This is a genomic window from Streptosporangium roseum DSM 43021 (assembly GCF_000024865.1).
In the GTDB taxonomy this organism is placed as follows: domain Bacteria; phylum Actinomycetota; class Actinomycetes; order Streptosporangiales; family Streptosporangiaceae; genus Streptosporangium; species Streptosporangium roseum.
On the sequence record NC_013595.1, the window covers coordinates 3,932,420 to 3,952,124 of the forward strand.

A 19,705-nucleotide genomic window follows, 5' to 3' on the forward strand; every position below is an offset into this window, starting at 1 on the left:
GCGCAGGCCGCCTCAGGCGGACTTCTCGGGACGCTCCCATCTGCGGTCGGGCTGCTCGCGCGGGACGAGGGTCGGGTTGACGTTGTCGAGCACGGTGTCGCGGCTGACCACCACGCGGGCCACGTCGTCCCGGCTCGGCACCTCGTACATCACGTTGAGCAGGACCTCTTCGAGGACCGCGCGGGTCGCCCGGGCGCCGGTACGGCGGAGCAGCGCCTGTTCGGCGATCGCGCCGACGGCGCCCTCGGCGAACTCCAGCTCGACGCCGTCGATCTCGAAGAGCTTCTGGTACTGCTTGATCAGCGCGTTGCGCGGCTCGGTGAGGATCCGCACCAGCGCCGTCCGGTCCAGCGGCTGGAAGGTCGACAGCACCGGGAGCCGGCCGACCAGTTCCGGGATCAGCCCGAACTTCAGCAGGTCCTCGGGCATGACCTCGGCGAAGGCGTCCTGCTTCTCCTGCTCCTCCCGGGCGGGGATCGCGGCGCCGAACCCGGCGCCCCTGCGGCCGGCCCGCTGCTCGATGATCTGCTCCAGGCCGGCGAACGCGCCGCCGACGATGAACAGCACGTTGCCCGTGTCGATCTGGATGAAGTCCTGGTGCGGGTGCTTGCGGCCGCCCTGCGGCGGCACGCTCGCGACCGTACCCTCCAAGATCTTCAGCAGCGCCTGCTGGACACCCTCGCCGGAGACGTCGCGGGTGATCGACGGGTTCTCGCCCTTCCGGGCCACCTTGTCGATCTCGTCGATGTAGACGATGCCGGTCTCGGCCTTCTTGACGTCGTAGTCCGCGGCCTGGAGCAGCTTGAGCAGGATGTTCTCGACGTCCTCCCCGACGTAGCCGGCCTCGGTGAGCGCGGTGGCGTCGGCGATCGCGAACGGGACGTCGAGCATCCGGGCGAGCGTCTGGGCGAGGTAGGTCTTGCCACACCCGGTCGGGCCGATCAGCAGGATGTTGGACTTGCCGAGCTCGACCGGCTCCTTCTCCGCGGGGGGCCGCCCGTTCCCGGCGGCTCCCGGCCGGATGCGCTTGTAGTGGTTGTAGACCGCCACCGAGAGTGTCTTCTTGGCGCTTTCCTGCCCGACGACGTACTGCTCCAGGAACTCGTAGATCTCCCGTGGCTTCGGCAGATCCCGCGGCCCGTCCTCGGGGGATCCGTTGAGCTCCTCCTCGATGAGCTCGTTGCAGAGCTCGACGCACTCATCGCAGATGTAGACGCCGGCTGGGCCCGCGATGAGCTTGCGGACCTGCTTCTGGCTCTTCCCGCAGAAAGAACACGTCAGCGGGTCGCCTTTACCGATGCGTGCCACTCGGAAACCTCTTCTCAACGGTTGTGCGGACCGGAACGCGGAAGGGCCGGGTCGGGCCCGGGTGTCAGAGGGTGGCGGGCAGTGCCGCCAGGCGCCACGTGCCCGGGTCGGGGGCGCGCCCCGGGGCGCCGGCGAGCGCCAGACCGGGGAGGCGGCCCAGCAGTGCGGCGAGCGCGACCTCGGTCTGTGCCCGGGCCGGCGCGGCCCCGGGACAGAAGTGTGGCCCGTGAGCATATCCGAGATGTCCCGGCGCTCCTGCCGCGCGGCCGATGTCCGGCCGTCCGGGGTCGGCGAACAGGCGCGGGTCGCGGCCGGCGGAGACGATGGCGGCGGTGACGGGTGCGCCCTCGGGGATCAGCACGCCGTGCGTCCCGACGTCCTCTCGCGGGCGGCGGGGTCGCGCAGCACCTCGGCGTCGGCCAGGTCGATCTCGGGAACGCCGCTCGCATCCGCTCCGACGTCGGTCATGCATGCTCCAGATTTCGAATGCTCTAATCAGATGGTCTCATCATATGCACGGGTCCGAGTATCGTGGATCGGGACGGACGGGCAACGCCGCGACGAGGAGGACAATGGGCCGGCTCAACCGGGCGGAGCTGCAGGAACGCAACCGCGCCAAGGTGCTTGCCGCGGCCCTGGAGGAGTTCACCGAGCGCGGCTTCCGCGACGCCAAGATCGACGGCATCGCCGAGCGCGCCGAGCTCACCCGCGGCGCTGTCTACTCCAACTTCCCCGGCAAGCGGGCTCTCTACTTCGCCGTCCTGGCCGACCTCGCCGAGCGCGCACCCGAGCCGCCGCACCCGGTGCCGGACCGCACCGCCCGGGAGGCGCTCAGCGCGTTCGCCCGCGCCTGGGTCGCCCGGCTCCCCCTCGCCACCGACGGGCAGCACGGCCCCGCCCGGCTCGGCATGGACCTGATGTCCGAGGTCATCGTCGACGAACGGACCCGGCGGCCGTTCACGCAGCTGATGAAGCTCGACGCGATCCTGCTCGGACTGGCCCTGGAGTGGCTGCGCCCGCCGGCGACCTCCACCGGCCGCATGGTGTGCGTGGCCGAGGCCGCGCTCACGACCCTGCACGGCGCGAGCCAGATGGCCGCCGCCGCGCCCGGCTTCATCGAGCCCTTCAACGTCGTCGGCATCTGCGAGCAGCTCGTGGACCTCGATCTGGGCGACGTGTGGCAGCCCCCGCACGTTCCGTACATCCCGCAGGCCCGGCCTGCCGACGAGCCGTGGTCCCCGCCGCCCGCCGTGGACGTCATCCGTGGCGGCCCGGCGCGGCTCGCGGGCGACGGCGTGGTGGCGGTCCTCGGGCTGCACCGGCTTGAGGCCGCGGAGGAGGCGGTACGGACCGCGGCGCCCGGGGCCACGGTCACCGCCGTCCTGGTCACCGGTGACCCCGGCGAGCTGGCGCCGCTGGCACGGCTGGCCATCGCCGACCTCTGCAACTGCCTGCGCCAGGCCTTCCCCCCGGCGGCCTGGCCGCGCCTGCAGGTGGTCTACGACGAGTCCGGCACCCTCGCCGCGGCGGCGGGTGTGCCCGCCGTCAGCGACGGGACCGAGGTCGCCGTCCGCGTCGAGGCGGGCCGGATCGTCGCCCGAGCCGACGGCCGCGGCGCCTGCCACGCGGCCGCGTCGGCCGGCGGGGCCGCGCCGGCCGCCCGGCCCCAGCCGTCGCCGACGAGACAGCACAGGTAGCCGGCCCGACCGTGGCCCCGCGGCGGTGAGTTATGTCGGTCTGTTCCGGCATGATCCCGCCATGCATGAATTCACCGTGGACGAGGTGATCGCGGCCGCCTCCGTCTCAGCGGGCTGGCTCCTCGATGCGGTCGCCCGGGAACGCGAGCTGGAGAGCCGTTCGAATCCGGGGGCCCGCCTGGCCGGGTGGGAGGAGGGGCACGGCGGGAGGACGAGCCGTCAGGCCAGGCGGGTCCGGGCGGACATGGTGAGGCGGCTGTCCCGGGAGTCCGGCGCCGCGCGGCGGGCCGCGGCGATCTGCCTCGCGCGCCCCTCGCTGAGCGGTTACTCCGAGGAGCTCGACCTCGCCCTGTCCGGTTCGAAGGGGTGGACCGCGGTGGAGCTGGCCGCGCTGCTCACCGTCGTGCGGTCACGGGAACTCTGCTACTGGGACGACGTGTGGCTGTCGCGGGTGACGGAGCTCGCGCTGGGGTTCGACGCCGGGGAACAGGCGGTGCTGCGGGAGCCGATCACGTCGCTGATGTGGGCCGTGGCCGACAGCGGCATCGAGGTCGTCAGGCGACGTGAGCTGGAGCGTGCGATCGGGGAGGTCCTGCGGAGGGACCCCGGCGAGCTGTCGCCGTCGGTGCTCATCCCGCTGGACGGGTGGGCGGTGATCCTGCGCGGCCACCTCGGCGACATGCCGCCGCCGCACCTGGTGCGGCTCGTCGACCACCTCTGTGAGGTCCGCGGCCCGCGGCCCGCGAAGAAGTGGCGCGCGCGATGTTTGGAACTGCTCCGGCCCGCCGACGCCGGGGAGCTCGTGCGGGTGGCGCTCGCCGCCTTCGACCACGTCTCCGGAGGGGGCGATCCCAGCGGAGGAGACCTGCGGCCGATCGTCCTGGACTCCAACGTGGACGCGGCCCGGGGATTCGTCTGGGCCGCCGTCCTGCTGCGGACCGGCGGCCTCGTCCCGGCGCTGACGGAGCTCGCCCTGCGGGCGGGCGGGGTCCGTCCGGGGGTGAGGGAGGACCTGAAGCTGGCGGGGGCCGCGATCAACGCGCTTGGTGACTGCGAGGGCCCGGACGCCATGACGGCCCTGTGGCGGCTGCAGCGGTCGATCCGGCATCGGGCACTGCGCAGGCAGGTCGGCACCGCGCTCGACGCCGCCGCCGGCCGGCAGGGGATCACTCCCGGGCAGCTGCTCGAACGCGGCGTCCCCGATCACGGGCTCGCCCCCGACGGGACGCTCACCCGCACGATCGGCGACTGGACCGCCGTGCTCGCCGTCGAGGACGCGATGACCGTACGGCTCGGCTTCCGGGCTCCGGACGGCACCACGGTCCGCGCCGTGCCCGCCGAGCTCGGGGAGAGCGGCGACCTCCGGGCGCTCAAGGCCGTGCGGAAGGAGATCCGCCGGACGCTGTCCGCCGAGCGCGCGCGACTGGAGGGGCTGCTCACCGCCGACCGGACGTGGACGTACGAGGAATGGGCCCGCCACTACCGGGACCACCCGATCACCGGCGCGGTCACGCGCGCGCTGATCTGGGAGGCCGGAGGGGAGGGCCACCTGTCCGGCGGGGCCGTACCGGATGCCACGCTCCGGCTGTGGCATCCCGCGCGTGCCCGCCCGGCGGAGGTGACGGCCTGGCGGGAGGAGGTGACGGAGCGGCGGCTGCGCCAGCCGTTCAAGCAGGCCTTCCGCGAGGTCTACCTGATCACTCCCGCCGAGGAGGAGACCCGGGTCCACTCCGACCGGTTCGCCGCCCGCATTGTCGACGATCCCCGGCTGTACGCGCTGCTCAAGGAGCGCGGCTGGCGGACGGGCCTGCTGGGGTCCTTCGGCGGCGGCCACGGCGCCGAGGCGGCGAAGGAGCTGGCCGAGGGCGCCTGGCGGGTCCGGTTCGGCTACGAGACGGCGGGTGCCGGCGAGAGGTACGAGGTGACGCGGGCGGTCATCGGCCAGGTCCGTTTCGAGCGCCGCGACGGGCGCTCCTGGCGCGGGACCGAGCTGGCCCGGGTGCCGCCGCCGGTGTTCAGCGAGGGCATGCGGGATGTGGACCTGTTCGTCACGGTCGCCGCCGTCCCCGAATGAGCCGACCGGCAGGAGGAGCTCTGTCGGGACCACCGGCGCGAGGCGTCGTCCGGCGAACTGCCGCCCTCGGCCGAGGCCGCCGCGACGCGTTGCCCCGCACGGCTGTCGCCGACCGTGAGATCACCGATGAGACGGCCCTGCGGCGGATCCGCCCGGGAGAAGCGCGGCTGCGTCGATGACGCCGCCCGGGGCGCGGCCCGGCGGTCTTCCGCCGGCCCGCGCCCGCCGGTTTCCGGGCCTACCTGCCGACCGGGCCGTCGGCGGGGTCGTCGGCCTCGACCTCCGCCACGGGCTCATCACCGGAGCCGAGCTCCTGACGCAGCCGCTCAAGATCGATGTCATGAGTGCCGTACTTCAGCTCGCGAGCCACCTTCGTCTGCTTCGCCTTGGCTCGACCCCGCCCCATGGCTGTACTCCCTCTACGCACGCAGGTCGCGCTCGACCTTTCGTCACTGTCGTATTACCGACTGACGCAGCTTGACATCCTAGGCCAGCTCTTGCTCGTCGCACCCGGCGCATCCCCGCTCCGCGCCGGCCTGGTCTGGCCCGGGATCCGAGTCTGCCGGGTGACGTCCGAGAAGATATCACTGCCGGCATCGTACCTAGAAACCTTATGATTTGAACAATTATGCAACTTGCCACATCATGAGTGTCATGCGCTCACTGTCCAGGTGCCGGGATTGGTCTGATCTACCGGGAGTGGGGGCATGAGCGAGTTCGCGGCGGAGCTACGGGCGCGCGTCGACGAGGTCGACGCCGAACTGCGGGTCATGCGGCAGGCCTTTGACCACCACGCCGTCGAGGTCCTGGGCGGCCGGCTGGAGAACCTGCTGCGGATCGCCGACCGGCACGGCATCGACGTGCGATACGCGGGCGGCGGGCCCGCCGCCGGAACAGGGTGACGGTGACGGTGCCCCTGTACCAGGCCAAGGCCGAGTTCTTCCGCACGCTCGGCCATCCGGTCCGCATCCGGGTGCTCGAACTGCTGCAGGACGGCCCCCTGCCCGTCCGTGACCTTCTGTCCGCGATCGACGTCGAGGCGTCCAGCCTGTCCCAGCAGCTGGCGGTGCTGCGCCGTACCGGGATCGTGACCGCCACCCGGGAGGGCCCCACCGTCGTGTACGCCCTGTCCACCGCCGACGTGGCCGATCTGATGGTCGCCGCTCGCCGGATCCTGGCCGAGCTGCTGGCCGGCCAGGGGGAGTTGCTGGCCGAGCTGCGGGCGGAGGCCCGCGGGTGAGCGCGGCTCCCGGCGGCGCGCCGCACCGGGACGCGGACGACCGTCCGTCCGACCCGGGGACCGCCGTGGCCCGGCGGAGCAGGAAGACTCTTGAGGAGCGGATAGCCGACCGCCAGGCGGAGAGGCCCGCGCTGAAGGAGGGCAGGCAGTTCGAGCACGGACCCGCGAAGTTCGTGTTCGTCTTCCTCATCGTGACCGTCGTGCTGATCCATGTCGTCGGCCTGGCCATCGTCATGGCGCTGGACCTCAACTGAACGCGCCGGCGGGGACCGCCGTCGAGGGAAATACTAGGATGTCCTAGTATTTGCTAGGGCTTCCTAGTAATTTTGCGGAGGCGTACTCGGCTGTCGGTCGAAGGAGTCCCCGTGCACGTTCCCGCCCATCCGGTCCGCGTCGTCACAGCGGCGGCGCTGTTCGACGGACACGACGCGGCCATCAACATCATGCGGCGGATCCTGCAGGCCCAGGGGGCCGAGGTCATCCACCTGGGCCACAACCGCTCCGTCGACGAGATCGTCACCGCCGCGATCCAGGAGGACGTGCAGGGCGTGGCGATCAGCTCCTACCAGGGCGGCCACGTCGAGTTCTTCACCTACCTCGTGGACCTGCTGCGCGAGCGCGGCGCCGGCCACGTCAAGGTCTACGGCGGGGGCGGCGGGGTGATCGTGCGGGAGGAGATCGACACGCTGCACGCCCACGGCGTCGCCGGGGTCTTCTCCCCGGAGGACGGGCAGCGGCTCGGGCTGGCCGGGATGATCAACAAGGTCGTCGAGGCGTGCGACGTGGACCTGGCCGCGGGCGGCCCGCCCCCGCTCGCCGAGGTGGTCACGGGAGACCACCGGGCGCTGGCCCGCGCGATCACGACGGTGGAGTCCGGCGTCGCGGACGCCGCATGGCTGCAGGCGCTGCGGAGCGCGGCGGCCGGGCGCGGGGTCCCGGTCCTGGGCATCACCGGCACGGGCGGCTCGGGCAAGTCCTCGCTCACCGACGAGCTGCTGCGCCGGATCAGGATCGACTCCGAGGACAAGCTGCGCGTGGCCGTCATCGCGGTCGACCCGACCCGGCGCAGGGGAGGGGGAGCGCTGCTGGGCGACCGGATCAGGATGAACAGCCTGGCCGGCGGCGGCGCCTACTTCCGGTCCCTGGCCACCCGTGGGGCGCAGGAGCTGCCCGCGCACCTCGGTGACGTGATCGCGGCCTGCCAGGTGGCGGGCCACGACCTGGTGATCGTGGAGACCCCGGGCATCGGGCAGGGCGACGCGGCGATCGTGCCGTTCGCCGACGTGTCGCTGTACGTCATGACACCGGAGTTCGGTGCGGCGTCCCAGCTTGAGAAGATCGACATGCTCGACTTCGCGGACGTGGTGGCGATCAACAAGTACGAGCGCCGGGGGGCGGAGGACGCGCTGCGCGACGTGCGCCGCCAGATGGTGCGCAACCGGGAGGCGTTCGGGGTCCCGCCCGAGGAGATGCCCGTCTACGGCACGATCGCCTCGCGGTTCAACGACGCGGGCGTGACCGCGCTCTACCAGCGGCTCAGGGACCTGCTCGGCGAGCACGGGCTGCCCGCGACCCCGCGGCTGCTCCCGGAGGTGCACGGCACCACCTCCGAGGTCACCGCCGGCATCGTGCCGCCGGCCCGGTCCCGCTACCTGGCCGAGATCGCCGACACCGTACGCGGCTACCACGCCCACACCGGCGACCAGGCGGAGGCGGTGCGCCGCCACCAGAGACTGGCCGCCGTCCGCGAGCTCGTCGCCGCCGAGGGCGCCGACACCGCCACCGTGGACCTGCTCCTCGACCGCGCCGCCGCAGAGGTGGATCCGGACAGCCGGGCGCTTCTGGAGGGGTGGAGCGCCACCGCGGACGCCTACCAGGCCGACGAGCTGGTGGTGAAGGTCCGCGACAGGGAGCTGCGGACCCCGCTGTGGCGCCCGACGCTGTCGGGGAACCGGATCCCGCGCGTCGCGCTGCCGCGCCTGTCCGACCACGGCGACCTGCTGCGCTTCCTGCGCGCGGAGAACCTGCCGGGCTCCTTCCCGTTCACCGCCGGGGTGTTCCCCTTCAAGCGGGACGACGAGGACCCGACCAGGATGTTCGCCGGAGAGGGCGACCCGTTCCGCACCAACCGGCGCTTCAAGCTGCTGTCGGAGGGCCAGCCGGCGACCCGGCTGTCCACCGCGTTCGACTCGGTCACGCTCTACGGCAACGACCCCGCGCTCCGGCCCGACATCTACGGCAAGGTCGGCACGTCAGGGGTGTCGATCGCCACGCTCGACGACATGAAGACGCTGTATGACGGCTTCGACCTCTCCGCGCCCAACACCTCGGTCTCCATGACCATCAACGGTCCCGCGCCCACCATCCTGGCCTTCTTCCTCAACGCCGCCCTCGACCAGGCGCTCGGCCGCTTCCGCGACGAGCACGGCCGCGAGCCCGCGCCCGACGAGGCCGCGCTGCTGCGCGCCCGGACGCTGGCCACCGTGCGCGGCACCGTGCAGGCCGACATCCTCAAGGAGGACCAGGGCCAGAACACCTGCATCTTCTCCACCGAGTTCTCACTGCGGATGATGGCCGACATCCAGGAGTGGTTCATCGCCAACGGGGTGCGCAACTTCTACTCGGTGTCGATCTCCGGCTACCACATCGCCGAGGCCGGGGCGAACCCGATCAGCCAGCTCGCCTTCACCCTGGCCAACGGCTTCACCTACGTCGAGGCCTACCTGGCCCGCGGCATGAAGATCGACGACTTCGCGCCCAACCTGTCGTTCTTCTTCTCCAACGGCATGGACCCCGAGTACAGCGTGCTCGGGCGGGTGGCCCGCCGCATCTGGGCGGTGGCGCTGAAGGAGCGGTACGGCGCCGCCGAGCGGGCGCAGAAGCTGAAGTACCACATCCAGACCTCCGGCCGGTCGCTGCACGCCCAGGAGATGGACTTCAACGACATCCGCACCACGCTGCAGGCGCTGACCGCGATCTACGACAACTGCAACAGCCTGCACACCAACGCCTTCGACGAGGCCGTCACCACCCCGTCCCCCGACTCGGTACGGCGGGCCATGGCCATCCAGCTCATCATCAACCGGGAGTGGGGCCTGGCCGTGAACGAGAACCCGCTGCAGGGCTCGTTCATCGTCGACGAGCTCACCGACCTGGTCGAGGAGGCCGTGCTCAGGGAGTTCGAGCGCATCTCCGACCGGGGCGGCGTGCTGGGCGCGATGGAGACCGGCTACCAGCGCGGGCGCATCCAGGACGAGTCGATGCTGTACGAGACCCGAAAGCACGACGGCTCCCTGCCGATCATCGGCGTCAACACCTTCCGCAACCCGCGCGGCGAGGCCCAGCGCGGCCCGCTGGAGCTGGCCCGCGGCACCGAGGAGGAGAAGCGGTCCCAGCTCGACCGGCTGCGTGGCTTCCAGGAGGCGCACGCCGAGCAGGCCCCGCAGGCGCTGCAGCGGCTCCGCCGGGCGGCGATGTCGGACGAGAACGCCTTCGCGGTGCTGATGGACGCCGCCCGCGTCTGCTCCCTCGGCCAGATCACCGAGGCGCTGTTCGAGGCCGGCGGCCAGTACCGCCGCAACGTATGAGGGACGACACCGGCGCCACGGTGCCGGTCCCCGCGCGGGTGCGCCGCGTCGTCTCCCTCGTCCCCTCGCTCACCGAGACCGTCGCGGCGACCTCGCCCGGGTTGCTGGTGGGAGCCACCGACTGGTGCAGCCATCCCGCCGGCCTCGACGTCACCAGGGTCCGGGGCACCAAGAACCCGGACCTGGAGCGGATCGGATCGCTCCGTCCCGACGTCGTGCTGGCCAACTTCGAGGAGAACCGCGCCGCCGACCTCGACGCGCTCCGGGCCTCCGGCCTCCCGGTCTGGGTGACGGTGATCCGTACCGTGCGGGAGGCGCTGGTGTCGCTGGACCGCGTTCTCACCGAGGCCTGCCGCCTGCCCCGCCCGGCCTGGCTGGACGAGGCGGAGGACGCGTGGCGGCAGGAGACCCGCGAGCGGTGGTGCCGGGCGGTCATCCCGGTGTGGCGCCGGCCGTGGATGGTCGTCGGCGGGGAGACCTTCACCGGTGACGTGCTGGCCCGGCTGGGCGTCGAGAACCTCTACGCCGGCCATCCCGAGCGGTATCCGAAGATCCCGATCGACCGGCTGAGGGAGGCCGGGCCGGATCTCGTGGTGCTGCCGGACGAGCCGTACCGCTTCACCGCGGAGGACGGCCCCGAGAGCTTTCCCGGCGTCGACGCGGCCCTGCTCGACGGGCGCTTCCTGACGTGGTACGGCCCCTCGCTCGTCGAAGCTCCCGCGGTGCTGTCGGCCCAGCTGCGCCGTACGGTCAGGGGCGGCTGAACCGGGGCCGCGGGGGCCGCTCCACGGACCGCCGCATCGCCTCGCGCAGGTCGGCGCCGACGTGGTGGGCAGCACCCGCGGGGGCGCCCGGCGACGCCGTTTCCGGGGCGGTCCGCCGCCACGCGCGCCGGTCGCCGGGTCTCAGCAGGCACCCAGGTCCGCCCAGACCCACCGGGCGGTGAGCGGGTCCTCCAGCCGGGTCCACCAGCGGGTCTGGTACAGGCGCCCGTCGCGCGACACCCGGTCGCCCCGGGTGTAGACGTCGTGCGCGTGCCAGGCCGGTGCGGTGCACGCCGGCGGATACGGTCCGCCGGTCACCGCGGGCAGGTCGAAGCCCCACCCGGCCCGCTGCCACCGGGGGAGCACCTGCCGGTAGGCGTCCAGGGTGGGCGCGCGGTCGCCGCCGCCGTCGTGGGACAGCGCCACGGCCGTCGGGTGGAGCTGCGCGTCCAGGCGCTGGGCGATCACATCCGCCGGGGAGCCGTCCCAGTCGGCCGGATCCATCGTCCAGGCCAGGGCCGTCATGCCCAGGGAGGCCGCGACCTGCGGGGAGGCGCCCCAGGCGCCGTACGGCGCCCGGAAGTACCTGATGGGCAGGCCGGGGTCGCCGGCCGCCGTACGGATCGCCTCGTTGGTGGCGGTCAGGTCGGCGCGGATCGCCTCGGGCGTCCAGCCGGCGACGGAGTCGTGCCCGAAGGTGTGGTTGCACACCGCGTGCCCGTCGGCGACGATGCGGCGCACCAGGTCGGGCCGGGCCTGGGCCTGGCTGCCGAGCAGGCAGAACGTGGCGCGGATCTGCCGGTCGCGCAGCAGGTCGAGGAGCGCGGGCGTCCAGCCGGGGGAGGGGCCGTCGTCGAAGGTGAGGGCGGCGAGCCGGCCGGCGCCCCGGGTGGCGTAGACGATCTCGCCGGTGGGCCCACCGACGGGGATGATCTCGTCGGTAGGTCCACCGGAGCCGGTAGGTCCACCGGAGTGGACGGCTCCGCCGGCGGGCACGCTTGGGCGGGCGATCCCGCCGGCGGGCCGGTCGGCGTGGGCGGGACCGCCGATGGTCACCGCGACCGCCAGGACGGTGATCAAGCCGAGGAGACGCGCGCTCAGTCGCATGGCGGAGCCTTTCGACGGGGGGAGATCGAGGCACCTTATTGAAAACCTTCTTTACCATGCGGGCCGCCGGGAGAACAGGCCCGGCGATTCCCGCCGAAGGTGCACCGGCCGGTGCCGCCGACTTCCCGGAGGGGGGCGGGAGGGGCGTGCGGCCCGGCCTCCACCCGCTCCGCCCCTGCGTGGGACGGGGGAGCGGGCCCCTGGCGGGGCGGCGGAACAAAACGGAAGCCAAGGGTTGACGGCCCATGTCGGCGAGCGTAACTTCCCGAATTAAATAGGAAGGTTTCTTGTTTGTTGCTTCCTTGACGGGCGGCTTCGACCGTTTCCGAGGAAGGTCGCGCACGCGTACAGATCACCGGGGGACCCCACGCCTCATTTGATCCTCCAGAGAGGAAACACGATGTCCCGTCCCCGTTCATGGAGAGCAGTCGCCGTGGCGGTCGTCTGCGCGGCCGCCACGGTGGGCATGACCACGGTCGGCACACCGGTCGCGCATGCCGCGGCGTCGCTGTCCGCCAAGTTCACCGCCGCCGACCGCGGCACGTGGTGGCAGGGCGGTTACGAGGTGAAGAACACCGGTGACACCGCCGCCACCACCTGGACCCTCGAATTCGACCTCAACTCCGGCCAGTCCATCGGCAACTGGTGGAACGGCACGCCGACCGTGAGCGGCGGCCACGTGACCGTGAGGCCGTCGAGCACCAACGCCAACGTGCCCGCGGGCGGCACCACCGGCGGCAACAGCTTCGGGTTCGTCGGGATGGGACCGAGCACCCCGCCCGCCAACTGCAAGATCAACGGCAACCCCTGCGAGGGCGGGCCCCCGCCGGACACCCCGCCGACCGCGCCGGGCAGGCCCGTCGCGACCCCGGACATCACCAGCGTGGCCCTGACCTGGACCGCCTCCACCGACGACAAGCAGGTCGCCGGGTACGACGTCTACCAGGGCGGCGCCAAGGTCAGGTCGGTCACGACCAGCGCGGCCACGGTGGACGGCCTCGCGGCCGACACCGAGTACACCTTCACCGTCAAGGCGAGGGACAGCGCGAACCAGGAATCGGCGTCCTCCCCGGCGACGACCGTGCGCACGCTCAAGGACCCGACCCCGGACACCGAGGCGCCGACCACGCCGGGCACGCCGGTCGTCACCGGCAAGTCGGCCACCGGCGTGACGCTGCAGTGGGGAGCGTCGACCGACAACCGGGTTGTCACCTCCTACGAGGTCCACAACGGCGACACGCTCGCCACCACGGTGACCGGGACCCCGCCGGGCACCACCACGACGGTCGGCGGCCTCACCGAGGACACCGAGTACACCTTCAAGGTCCGCGCCGGGGACGGGGCGGGCAACCGGTCGGCCTTCTCCGGGACGGTCACCGTCCGGACCGACAGGCAGCCCACCGACCAGTCGGCCTGCCGGCCCGACGGGCTCTACCGGTCGCCCGGCGTGACCGGGGTCCCCTACTGCTCCGTCTACGACACCGACGGGCGCGAGAAGATGGGCGCCGACCACCCGCGCCGGGTGATCGGATACTTCACGAGCTGGCGGACCGGTCGGAACGGCGCCCCCGCCTACCTGGCGAACGACATCCCGTGGGACAAGATCACCCACATCAACTACGCCTTCGCGCACATCGACGGCCAGGGCAAGGTCTCCGTCGGCACCCCGGGACCGGACAACCCCGCCCTCGGCATGCAGTGGCCGGGCGTCGCCGGAGCCGAGATGGACCCGTCGTACTCGTACAAGGGCCATTTCAACCTGCTCAACAAGTTCAAGAAGCAGCACCCCGGCGTCAAGACGATCCTGTCGATCGGCGGCTGGGCCGAGACCGGCGGCTACCTCGACGACAACGGCGTACGGCAGGCCACCGGCGGCTTCTACACGATGGCGGGCTCGCAGGCGGGCATCAACACCTTCGCCGACTCGGCCGTGAAGTTCATCAGGGATTACGGCTTCGACGGCGTGGACATCGACTACGAGTACGCGACGTCCGCCCCGAGCGCCGGCAACCCGGACGACTTCGCCTTCTCCAACCCGCGCCGCGCCACGCTGATGGCCGGCTACGTCAACCTGATGAGGACGCTGCGCCAGAAGCTGGACGCGGCCGCCGCGGCCGACGGCAAGTACTACCTGCTGACCGCCGCCACCAGCGCGTCCGGCTGGATCCTGCGCGGCAGCGAGAGCTACCAGGTCACCCCGTACCTCGACTACGCCAACATGATGACCTACGACCTGCACGGGGCGTGGAACCAGTTCGTCGGCCCGCTGCAGGCGCTGTACGACGACGGCACCGACGCCGAGATGAAGCACTGGAACGTGTACGGCACCTACAGCGGCATCGGCTACCTGAACGGCGACTGGGCCTACCACCACCTGCGCGGCGCGATCCAGTCCGGCCGGATCAACCTGGGCCTCGGCTACTACAGCCGCGGCTGGAAGGGCGTCACCGGTGGCACCGACGGGCTCTGGGGAACCTCCGCGCTGCCCAACCAGAACGACTGCCCGGAGGGCACCGGAGGAAAGATCGGCTCCACGGTGCCGTGCGGCGACGGCGCGATCGGCATCGACAACCTCTGGCACGACCTGGATAAAACAGGCAAGGAGGTGCCCGCGGGCGTCAACCCGGTCTGGCACTTCAAGAACCTGCAGGAGGGCAGGCAGGGCAGCTACATCACCCAGTACGGGCTCACCCCCGACACCGACCCGGCCGACCGCCTCTCCGGCACATACACCCGCAAGTACTCCTCCTCCATGGCCGCCCCCTGGCTGTGGAACAACGACAAGAAGGTCTACCTGTCCACCGAGGACGACCAGTCCGTCCAGGCCAAGGCCGACTACGTGGTCGGCAAAGGCCTCGGTGGCATCATGATCTGGGAGCTGGCCGGCGACTACGCCTACCACCCGGGGCGCGACGGAGGCAGGGGCGAGTACTTCATCGGCGACACGCTCACCACGAAGATCTACAACACCTTCAGGACGGCCGCGCCGTACGGGAACCTGAAGGCCGGCACCAGGGCGATGCCCGCCCAGACCCTGAACGTCCAGGCCGAGCTGTACGGCTTCGCGGTCGGTGACGCCAACTACCCGATCTCGCCCAAGCTCAAGTTCACCAACAACTCCACGACCACCATCCCCGGCGGTGCCACGATCGAGTTCGACTACGGCACCTCCGCGCCGGCGACCATGACCCAGCAGACCGGCTGGACGCTCTCCATCGTGTCCACCGGCCATACCGGGCCGAACACCGGCGGCCTCAAGGGTGACTTCCACCGGGTCCGGCTGACGGTCCCGACCTGGGAGAGCATCGCCCCCGGGCAGTCCAAGGAGGTCCAGCTCCGCTACGACCTGCCCATCGCCAGCCCGTCCAACTTCACCGTGACGTTCGGCGGCCAGTCCTACCGGATGGCCTTCGACAACCCGCGCTGACCTCCCCGCGGCGCGTTCCGCCCGGCCGTTCCCCGGCCGGGCGGAGTGCGTCCGGCTCCACGCCCGCGCTCCCGAGGGGCTCCGGCCCCGCGGTGGCGGCCTCGACGCCGGCCTCGGGATCCTGCCCCCTGCCGGGCACGCCCGGCGGCCGGCGCCCCGCCGTACGGCCGCCGCGGGCCGGGACGCTCACCCGCCGTTGCGGGCCGAGCCCCTGAGGTCCTCCAGGAGTTCGGCCTGCCCCGAGAGCACGCCTGTGAGGATCGACCGGGCCGTGGCCAGCAGCTCGGCGATGTCGGGACTGGCGAGCGAGTAGTAGACGCTGGAGCCCTCCTTGCGGGAGACCACCAGGTTGGCCCGCCGCAGCAGAGCGAGCTGCTGAGACAGATGCGCCGGCTCGATGCCCACCTCGGGAAGCATCTCCGCGACCGAGTGCTCCCGCTCGCTGAGCAACTCCAGCACCCGGATGCGCGACGGATGCCCGAGTGTCTTGAAGAACTCGGCCTTCAGCTGGTACAACGGCCTGCTCACCGCGGCATTCTACCCGCGCCGGGCCGTCTGCCCCCGCCGGACGCGACCGGCACCGGAGCGCGGTCGCCGCCTCGGGGGTGGTGGTCGCGCGCGGGCCCGGCAGGTGTCGCGCCCGCCGATTCCGGCCGCCCTCCGGTCGCCGTAGAGTGGGCGGGGCCGTATGGCCCTCTACTACGGAGGGGTTGCGATATCCATGGATGACGAGCTGACACTGATGGCCGTCCACGCCCATCCCGACGACGAGGTGCTCGGGACGGGCGGCCTCTTCGCCCGGTGCGCCGACGAGGGCATCCGCACGGTCCTGGTCACCTGCACGAACGGCGAGCAGGGTGACGGTCCCGGCGGGGTGAAACCGGGGGAGCCGGGCCACGACGAGGACGCGGTGAGCGCGCAGCGGCTGGAGGAGCTCCGCGAATCCGTGGCCCACCTCGCGATCGACCACCTGGAGCTGCTCGGCTACCGCGACTCCGGCATGGTCGGCTGGGCGGCCAACGAGGCGCCGGAGGCCTTCGCCAACGTCCCCGTCGACCAGGCCGCCGGGCGGCTCGCCGCGTTGATGGAGCGCTACCGGCCGCAGGTCGTCGTCACCTATGACGAGAACGGCGGCTACGGCCACCCCGACCACATCCAGGCGCACCGGATCACCCTCGCCGCGGTCGAGGCCGGCGGCATCCCCAGCAAGCTCTACTACACCGCGGTGCCCCGCGAGCGGGTCGCCGAGCTGTTCGCCTACCTCCGCTCGACCGGCGCCGCCCCCGAGGACCTGGAGCTCCCCCCGGACTTCGGCACCCCGGACGAGCAGATCACCGCCGTGGTCGACGTGGCCCCCTACGTCGAGCGCAAGCTCAAGGCGCTGGAGGCGCACGCGAGCCAGGGGGAGAACATCTTCCTGCTGCGCATGCCCGCCGAGGCGCAGCACCGGGCGCTCGCCGAGGAGGCCTTCACCCGCCACCTCAGCCGCGTCCCCGCCGCCGACCGCGAGGACGACCTCTTCGACGGCCTGCGCCGGGACGCCGCCGAATGACAGAGGCGGCCCGGCCCTCCGCCGCTACTGTGCGGGGGGTGTATGTGAAGATCTGCGGGCTGCGCGAGCCCGAGCATGTGGCGGCGGCCGTCGAGGCGGGGGCCGACGCGATCGGGTTCGTCCTCACCAGGAGCCCCCGGCGGGTCACCCCCGCGCGGGCGCGTGAGCTGGCCGCGGCGGTGCCCCCGCACGTGCTGACCGTGGCGGTGTTCGCGGGCGAGAGCACCGAGGAGGTCCGGGCGGCCACCCTGGAGGCCGGGGTGCGCGCCGTCCAGTTGCACGGCGCCCACCCGCACGAGGACTTCACCGCGCTGAAGGACCTCGGCCTCACGCTGGTCCGCGCCGGGGCCGCGGGTGCCGACCTGCGCTGCGGCGCCTTCGACGAGGACCTGCTCATCGTCGACGCGCCCAGGCCCGGCTCGGGGGAGCCGTGGGACTGGGCGGCGGTGCGAGGGCGCCCTGCGGGCCGCTGGATGCTGGCGGGAGGCCTGGACCCGTCGAACGTGGCCGGGGCGATCGCCGCCGCCCAGCCGTGGGGGGTCGACGTGTCGAGCGGGGTGGAGGTCGCGCCCGGGGTGAAGGACGCCGGGCTCATCAGGGACTTCGTCACCGCCGCCCGCACGGATCGGTGACTCCGCCGGTCACCACCGGACGGACCGCCCGGCGCCGTGAGCGCTGGTGCGTTGTCCGATCACTCGACGCCCTCGACACTTCCGATGACGATGCTCTCGTGATCCCTGGACTTCACCAGTTCTTCGGGAGATCCCTTGTGGTCATAGTCGAATTGCGCTGTCCGGAGCACCGACGTGTCCATGCCGTGCACCGCCCCGGTCGGCCGGGTGTCGATCGCGGCCGAAGTCTGTGGAGATCCTCCGGTGCCACAGGCTGAGATCATGGCGGCAGCTACGGCCAGCGCGGCAATGAGGCGGAAGCTCGTCGATCTCATGTAAGAGTCCCATGCGTTGTCGGCTACCGGAACCGGCATCAATATGATCCACCGACTCCCCGCCGGCTCGGGCAAGACCGAGCCGTGCTGCCGCGCTGCCTGGCCGTCGGCGCGCTCGCCCGATTCGCCGAGCTGGAACGTCCGGTGAGGCCCCGGGGGCGGATGGCTGGTGGGGACGTGCCGCAGATAAAAATGTACTGCGCTCCAAAATTGCAATGGACTTCATATTTGGGGTTGAGTTAGGGTTCCGGCCATGACCGAAGGGCTGCGAGAACGGAAGAAGCGGCAGACGCGGCAGCGCATCTCCCGGGTGGCCACCGGACTGTTCGTGGAGCGGGGCTTCGAGCACGTCACGATCGCCGAGGTCGCCGCGGCGGCGGAGGTGTCCGTGAACACCGTTTACAACTACTTCGAAGCCAAGGAGGACCTCGTCCTGCCACCGGACGAGGCGTCGCCGCAGCGGCTCGCCGATATCGTGCGGGGCCGGTCCCCCGGCGAGCCCGCCGTACAGGCCGTGCTGGCCCGTCTGCGTGACGAGGTGCGGCGCCGCGACCGCAAGGTGGGGCTGACCGAGGGGTTCGGCCGGGTTCTGGAGATGATGCAGGCCGCACCCACGCTCACCGCCCGGCTGGGTGACCTCGGCCGGCAGATGACCGAGGCGCTCGCCGACGCGCTCGCCGAGGAGACCGGGGCGGCGCCGGACGACCCGCTCCCTCGCGTGGTGGCCTGGCATCTCGGCTGCGTGCACTCGCTGGTGTACGCCGAGATCGGCAGGCGCACCGCGGCGGGGGAGAGTCCCGACGCGATCGCCGAGGCGGTGCTGGAGCTCCTCGACGCCGTCGAGAGCCTGCTCGGCGAACGCGTCCTCACCTATGCCGTACGAAAGGACCAGCCATGTTCAGAGTGATCATCTCCGGCAAGTTCGACGCGCTGACCGACTCCGGCCGCGACGCGATCCTCGCGGCGGGCGGCGTCGCATTCACCGAGGCGGGCACGTTCACCCACGACGGGAGCCTCTCGGCGTTCACCTTCCGCTGCCAGCTCCCCGCGGACCCCGGCGACGGCGAGAACGAGGCCACGGGGCGGGCGATCGCGGCACTGGACGCGTACGGCCAGCGGTACCGGATCCTTCGCACCGCGGTGACGGACATGCGCGACATCAAGATCCGCCGAAAGGGCCGGGGCGAGAAAGATCGCTTCCCGGATGCGGGTTGATCGTTTCCCGGCACGGAGACGGGTGAGCATGGCCCGACGCGGATGTGGACATCGCCGCGCTGGCCCCCTACACGCCGCGCCGCCGCTGACCGATCGGAAAGAGTACGGGGTGCACACGAGTGGGGCCGAGCAGGGACGCATGGGGGAGTGGGCGGCATCGCGCTCAGCGAGCCGGGGTGCCGGCGACGCGGCATGCAGTCGTCGACGCCCCCCTGGAGACCGTCGCCGCGGCCGCCGGACATGAACCTGTGCGTGATCACGGCGGGGATCGGGCTATTCGCCGGTGACGCCGTCGATCCGCTCGCGCAGCAGGTCGGCGTGGCCGTTGTGCCGGGCGTACTCCTCGATCATGTGGACGAGGATCCAGCGGTGGGAGCAGTCCTGCCCATGGCGCTGCTGCTTTCCGATGGCGTCCAGCGGCACCTCGGCCGAGAGCTTGCGGGCATGCTCGGTCTCGGCCCGCCAGGTGGCGAAAGCCTCCTCTGGGGAGGCGGTGTCCACGTCGTTGAATTCGGCATCGGGGTCGGCGGTCTTGTAGAGAAGGGGGACGTCCTCGTCGTTCAGCACGCGGCGGAACCAGACGCGCTCCACGTGTGCCATGTGGCGGACCAGGCCGAGCAGCGACAAGGTCGACGGCGGTGTGGAACGTTGGCGAAGTTGCTCCTCTGAGAGCCCCGCGCACTTGACGGCCAGGGTCTCACGATGCCAATCGAGCCAGTTGTTCAGGGTGGCACGCTCGTCGCCGAGGAAGGGAGGGGGAACACGGTTGTCAGTCATGGCGCACAATT

At 71.8% G+C, this 19,705-nt stretch carries 19 protein-coding genes; 12 read left to right on the forward strand and 7 right to left on the reverse strand.

Features of this window, described 5'->3' with window-relative positions; all coding sequences use genetic code 11:
- Positions 1-12: 12 nt before the first annotated feature.
- Together clpX and SROS_RS17225 are read right to left on the reverse strand one after the other, a co-directional pair.
- Positions 13-1,308, reverse strand: a complete 1,296-nt coding sequence (gene clpX, locus SROS_RS17220; RefSeq protein WP_012890226.1) for an ATP-dependent Clp protease ATP-binding subunit ClpX — start codon at positions 1,306-1,308, stop codon at positions 13-15.
- Between the two features lie 64 nt (positions 1,309-1,372).
- Positions 1,373-1,669, reverse strand: coding sequence for a cytochrome P450 (locus SROS_RS17225; RefSeq protein WP_043652200.1), 297 nt, complete (start codon positions 1,667-1,669; stop codon positions 1,373-1,375).
- Between the two features lie 211 nt (positions 1,670-1,880).
- On the opposite strand from SROS_RS17225, the gene SROS_RS17230 reads away from it, so the two are divergent.
- On the forward strand, positions 1,881-3,005 hold the full coding sequence (locus SROS_RS17230) for a TetR/AcrR family transcriptional regulator (protein WP_012890228.1): 1,125 nt from the start codon (positions 1,881-1,883) through the stop codon (positions 3,003-3,005).
- 61 nt (positions 3,006-3,066) lie between these two features.
- Positions 3,067-5,079: a DUF4132 domain-containing protein gene (locus tag SROS_RS17235; protein ID WP_012890229.1), complete on the forward strand. Its 2,013-nt coding sequence runs from the start codon at positions 3,067-3,069 to the stop codon at positions 5,077-5,079.
- A gap of 238 nt (positions 5,080-5,317) precedes the next feature.
- On the opposite strand, the gene SROS_RS47440 is transcribed toward SROS_RS17235, so the two are convergent.
- The gene (locus SROS_RS47440) at positions 5,318-5,485 is read right to left on the reverse strand and encodes a DUF3073 domain-containing protein (RefSeq protein ID WP_012890230.1); all 168 of its coding nucleotides are present in this window, start codon (positions 5,483-5,485) and stop codon (positions 5,318-5,320) included.
- Between the two features lie 301 nt (positions 5,486-5,786).
- Between SROS_RS47440 and SROS_RS17240 the strand changes: the two genes are divergently transcribed.
- The 5 genes from SROS_RS17240 (at position 5,787) to SROS_RS17260 (ending at position 10,670) form a co-directional block, all read left to right on the forward strand.
- Positions 5,787-5,981: a hypothetical protein gene (locus SROS_RS17240; protein ID WP_043652203.1), complete on the forward strand. Its 195-nt coding sequence runs from the start codon at positions 5,787-5,789 to the stop codon at positions 5,979-5,981.
- 2 nt (positions 5,982-5,983) lie between these two features.
- Complete coding sequence (locus SROS_RS17245) at positions 5,984-6,319, forward strand: ArsR/SmtB family transcription factor (protein WP_043655883.1); 336 nt, start codon at positions 5,984-5,986, stop codon at positions 6,317-6,319.
- Positions 6,316-6,573 carry a hypothetical protein gene (locus SROS_RS17250; RefSeq protein WP_012890232.1) on the forward strand — a complete coding sequence of 86 codons (258 nt, stop codon included), beginning with the start codon at positions 6,316-6,318 and terminating at the stop codon, positions 6,571-6,573. Before SROS_RS17245 ends, SROS_RS17250 begins: the two co-directional genes overlap by 4 nt.
- 111 nt (positions 6,574-6,684) lie before the next feature.
- Positions 6,685-9,906 carry a fused isobutyryl-CoA mutase/GTPase IcmF gene (gene icmF, locus SROS_RS17255; RefSeq protein WP_012890233.1) on the forward strand — a complete coding sequence of 1,074 codons (3,222 nt, stop codon included), beginning with the start codon at positions 6,685-6,687 and terminating at the stop codon, positions 9,904-9,906.
- On the forward strand, positions 9,903-10,670 hold the full coding sequence (locus SROS_RS17260) for a helical backbone metal receptor (RefSeq protein WP_012890234.1): 768 nt from the start codon (positions 9,903-9,905) through the stop codon (positions 10,668-10,670). Before icmF ends, SROS_RS17260 begins: the two co-directional genes overlap by 4 nt.
- 141 nt (positions 10,671-10,811) lie before the next feature.
- Here the strand turns inward: SROS_RS17260 and SROS_RS17265 are convergent, their stop codons facing one another.
- Positions 10,812-11,777, reverse strand: coding sequence for a polysaccharide deacetylase family protein (locus SROS_RS17265; RefSeq protein WP_012890235.1), 966 nt, complete (start codon positions 11,775-11,777; stop codon positions 10,812-10,814).
- A gap of 433 nt (positions 11,778-12,210) precedes the next feature.
- On the opposite strand from SROS_RS17265, the gene SROS_RS17270 reads away from it, so the two are divergent.
- Positions 12,211-15,204 (forward strand): chitinase C-terminal domain-containing protein, encoded by a 2,994-nt coding sequence (locus SROS_RS17270; RefSeq protein ID WP_012890236.1) that lies wholly within the window; start codon positions 12,211-12,213, stop codon positions 15,202-15,204.
- 186 nt (positions 15,205-15,390) lie between these two features.
- On the opposite strand, the gene SROS_RS17275 is transcribed toward SROS_RS17270, so the two are convergent.
- Positions 15,391-15,732, reverse strand: a complete 342-nt coding sequence (locus SROS_RS17275) for an ArsR/SmtB family transcription factor (protein ID WP_043652208.1) — start codon at positions 15,730-15,732, stop codon at positions 15,391-15,393.
- A 193-nt stretch (positions 15,733-15,925) separates the two neighbouring features.
- Between SROS_RS17275 and SROS_RS17280 the strand changes: the two genes are divergently transcribed.
- Positions 15,926-16,756: a PIG-L family deacetylase gene (locus SROS_RS17280; protein WP_012890238.1), complete on the forward strand. Its 831-nt coding sequence runs from the start codon at positions 15,926-15,928 to the stop codon at positions 16,754-16,756.
- A gap of 38 nt (positions 16,757-16,794) precedes the next feature.
- Positions 16,795-17,388 carry a phosphoribosylanthranilate isomerase gene (locus SROS_RS17285; RefSeq protein ID WP_043652211.1) on the forward strand — a complete coding sequence of 198 codons (594 nt, stop codon included), beginning with the start codon at positions 16,795-16,797 and terminating at the stop codon, positions 17,386-17,388.
- Between the two features lie 59 nt (positions 17,389-17,447).
- On the opposite strand, the gene SROS_RS49610 is transcribed toward SROS_RS17285, so the two are convergent.
- The gene (locus tag SROS_RS49610; RefSeq protein WP_148269109.1) at positions 17,448-17,702 is read right to left on the reverse strand and encodes a hypothetical protein; all 255 of its coding nucleotides are present in this window, start codon (positions 17,700-17,702) and stop codon (positions 17,448-17,450) included.
- Between the two features lie 253 nt (positions 17,703-17,955).
- Here SROS_RS49610 and SROS_RS17295 point away from each other — a divergent pair, with 253 nt between their 5' ends.
- Together SROS_RS17295 and SROS_RS17300 are read left to right on the forward strand one after the other, a co-directional pair.
- The gene (locus SROS_RS17295; RefSeq protein WP_012890241.1) at positions 17,956-18,609 is read left to right on the forward strand and encodes a TetR/AcrR family transcriptional regulator; all 654 of its coding nucleotides are present in this window, start codon (positions 17,956-17,958) and stop codon (positions 18,607-18,609) included.
- Positions 18,597-18,917, forward strand: coding sequence for a DUF6204 family protein (locus SROS_RS17300; protein WP_012890242.1), 321 nt, complete (start codon positions 18,597-18,599; stop codon positions 18,915-18,917). Before SROS_RS17295 ends, SROS_RS17300 begins: the two co-directional genes overlap by 13 nt.
- Before the next feature lie 273 nt (positions 18,918-19,190).
- Here SROS_RS17300 and SROS_RS17305 read toward each other — a convergent pair whose 3' ends face one another.
- Positions 19,191-19,694 carry a DinB family protein gene (locus SROS_RS17305; RefSeq protein ID WP_012890243.1) on the reverse strand — a complete coding sequence of 168 codons (504 nt, stop codon included), beginning with the start codon at positions 19,692-19,694 and terminating at the stop codon, positions 19,191-19,193.
- Positions 19,695-19,705 lie beyond the last annotated feature (11 nt).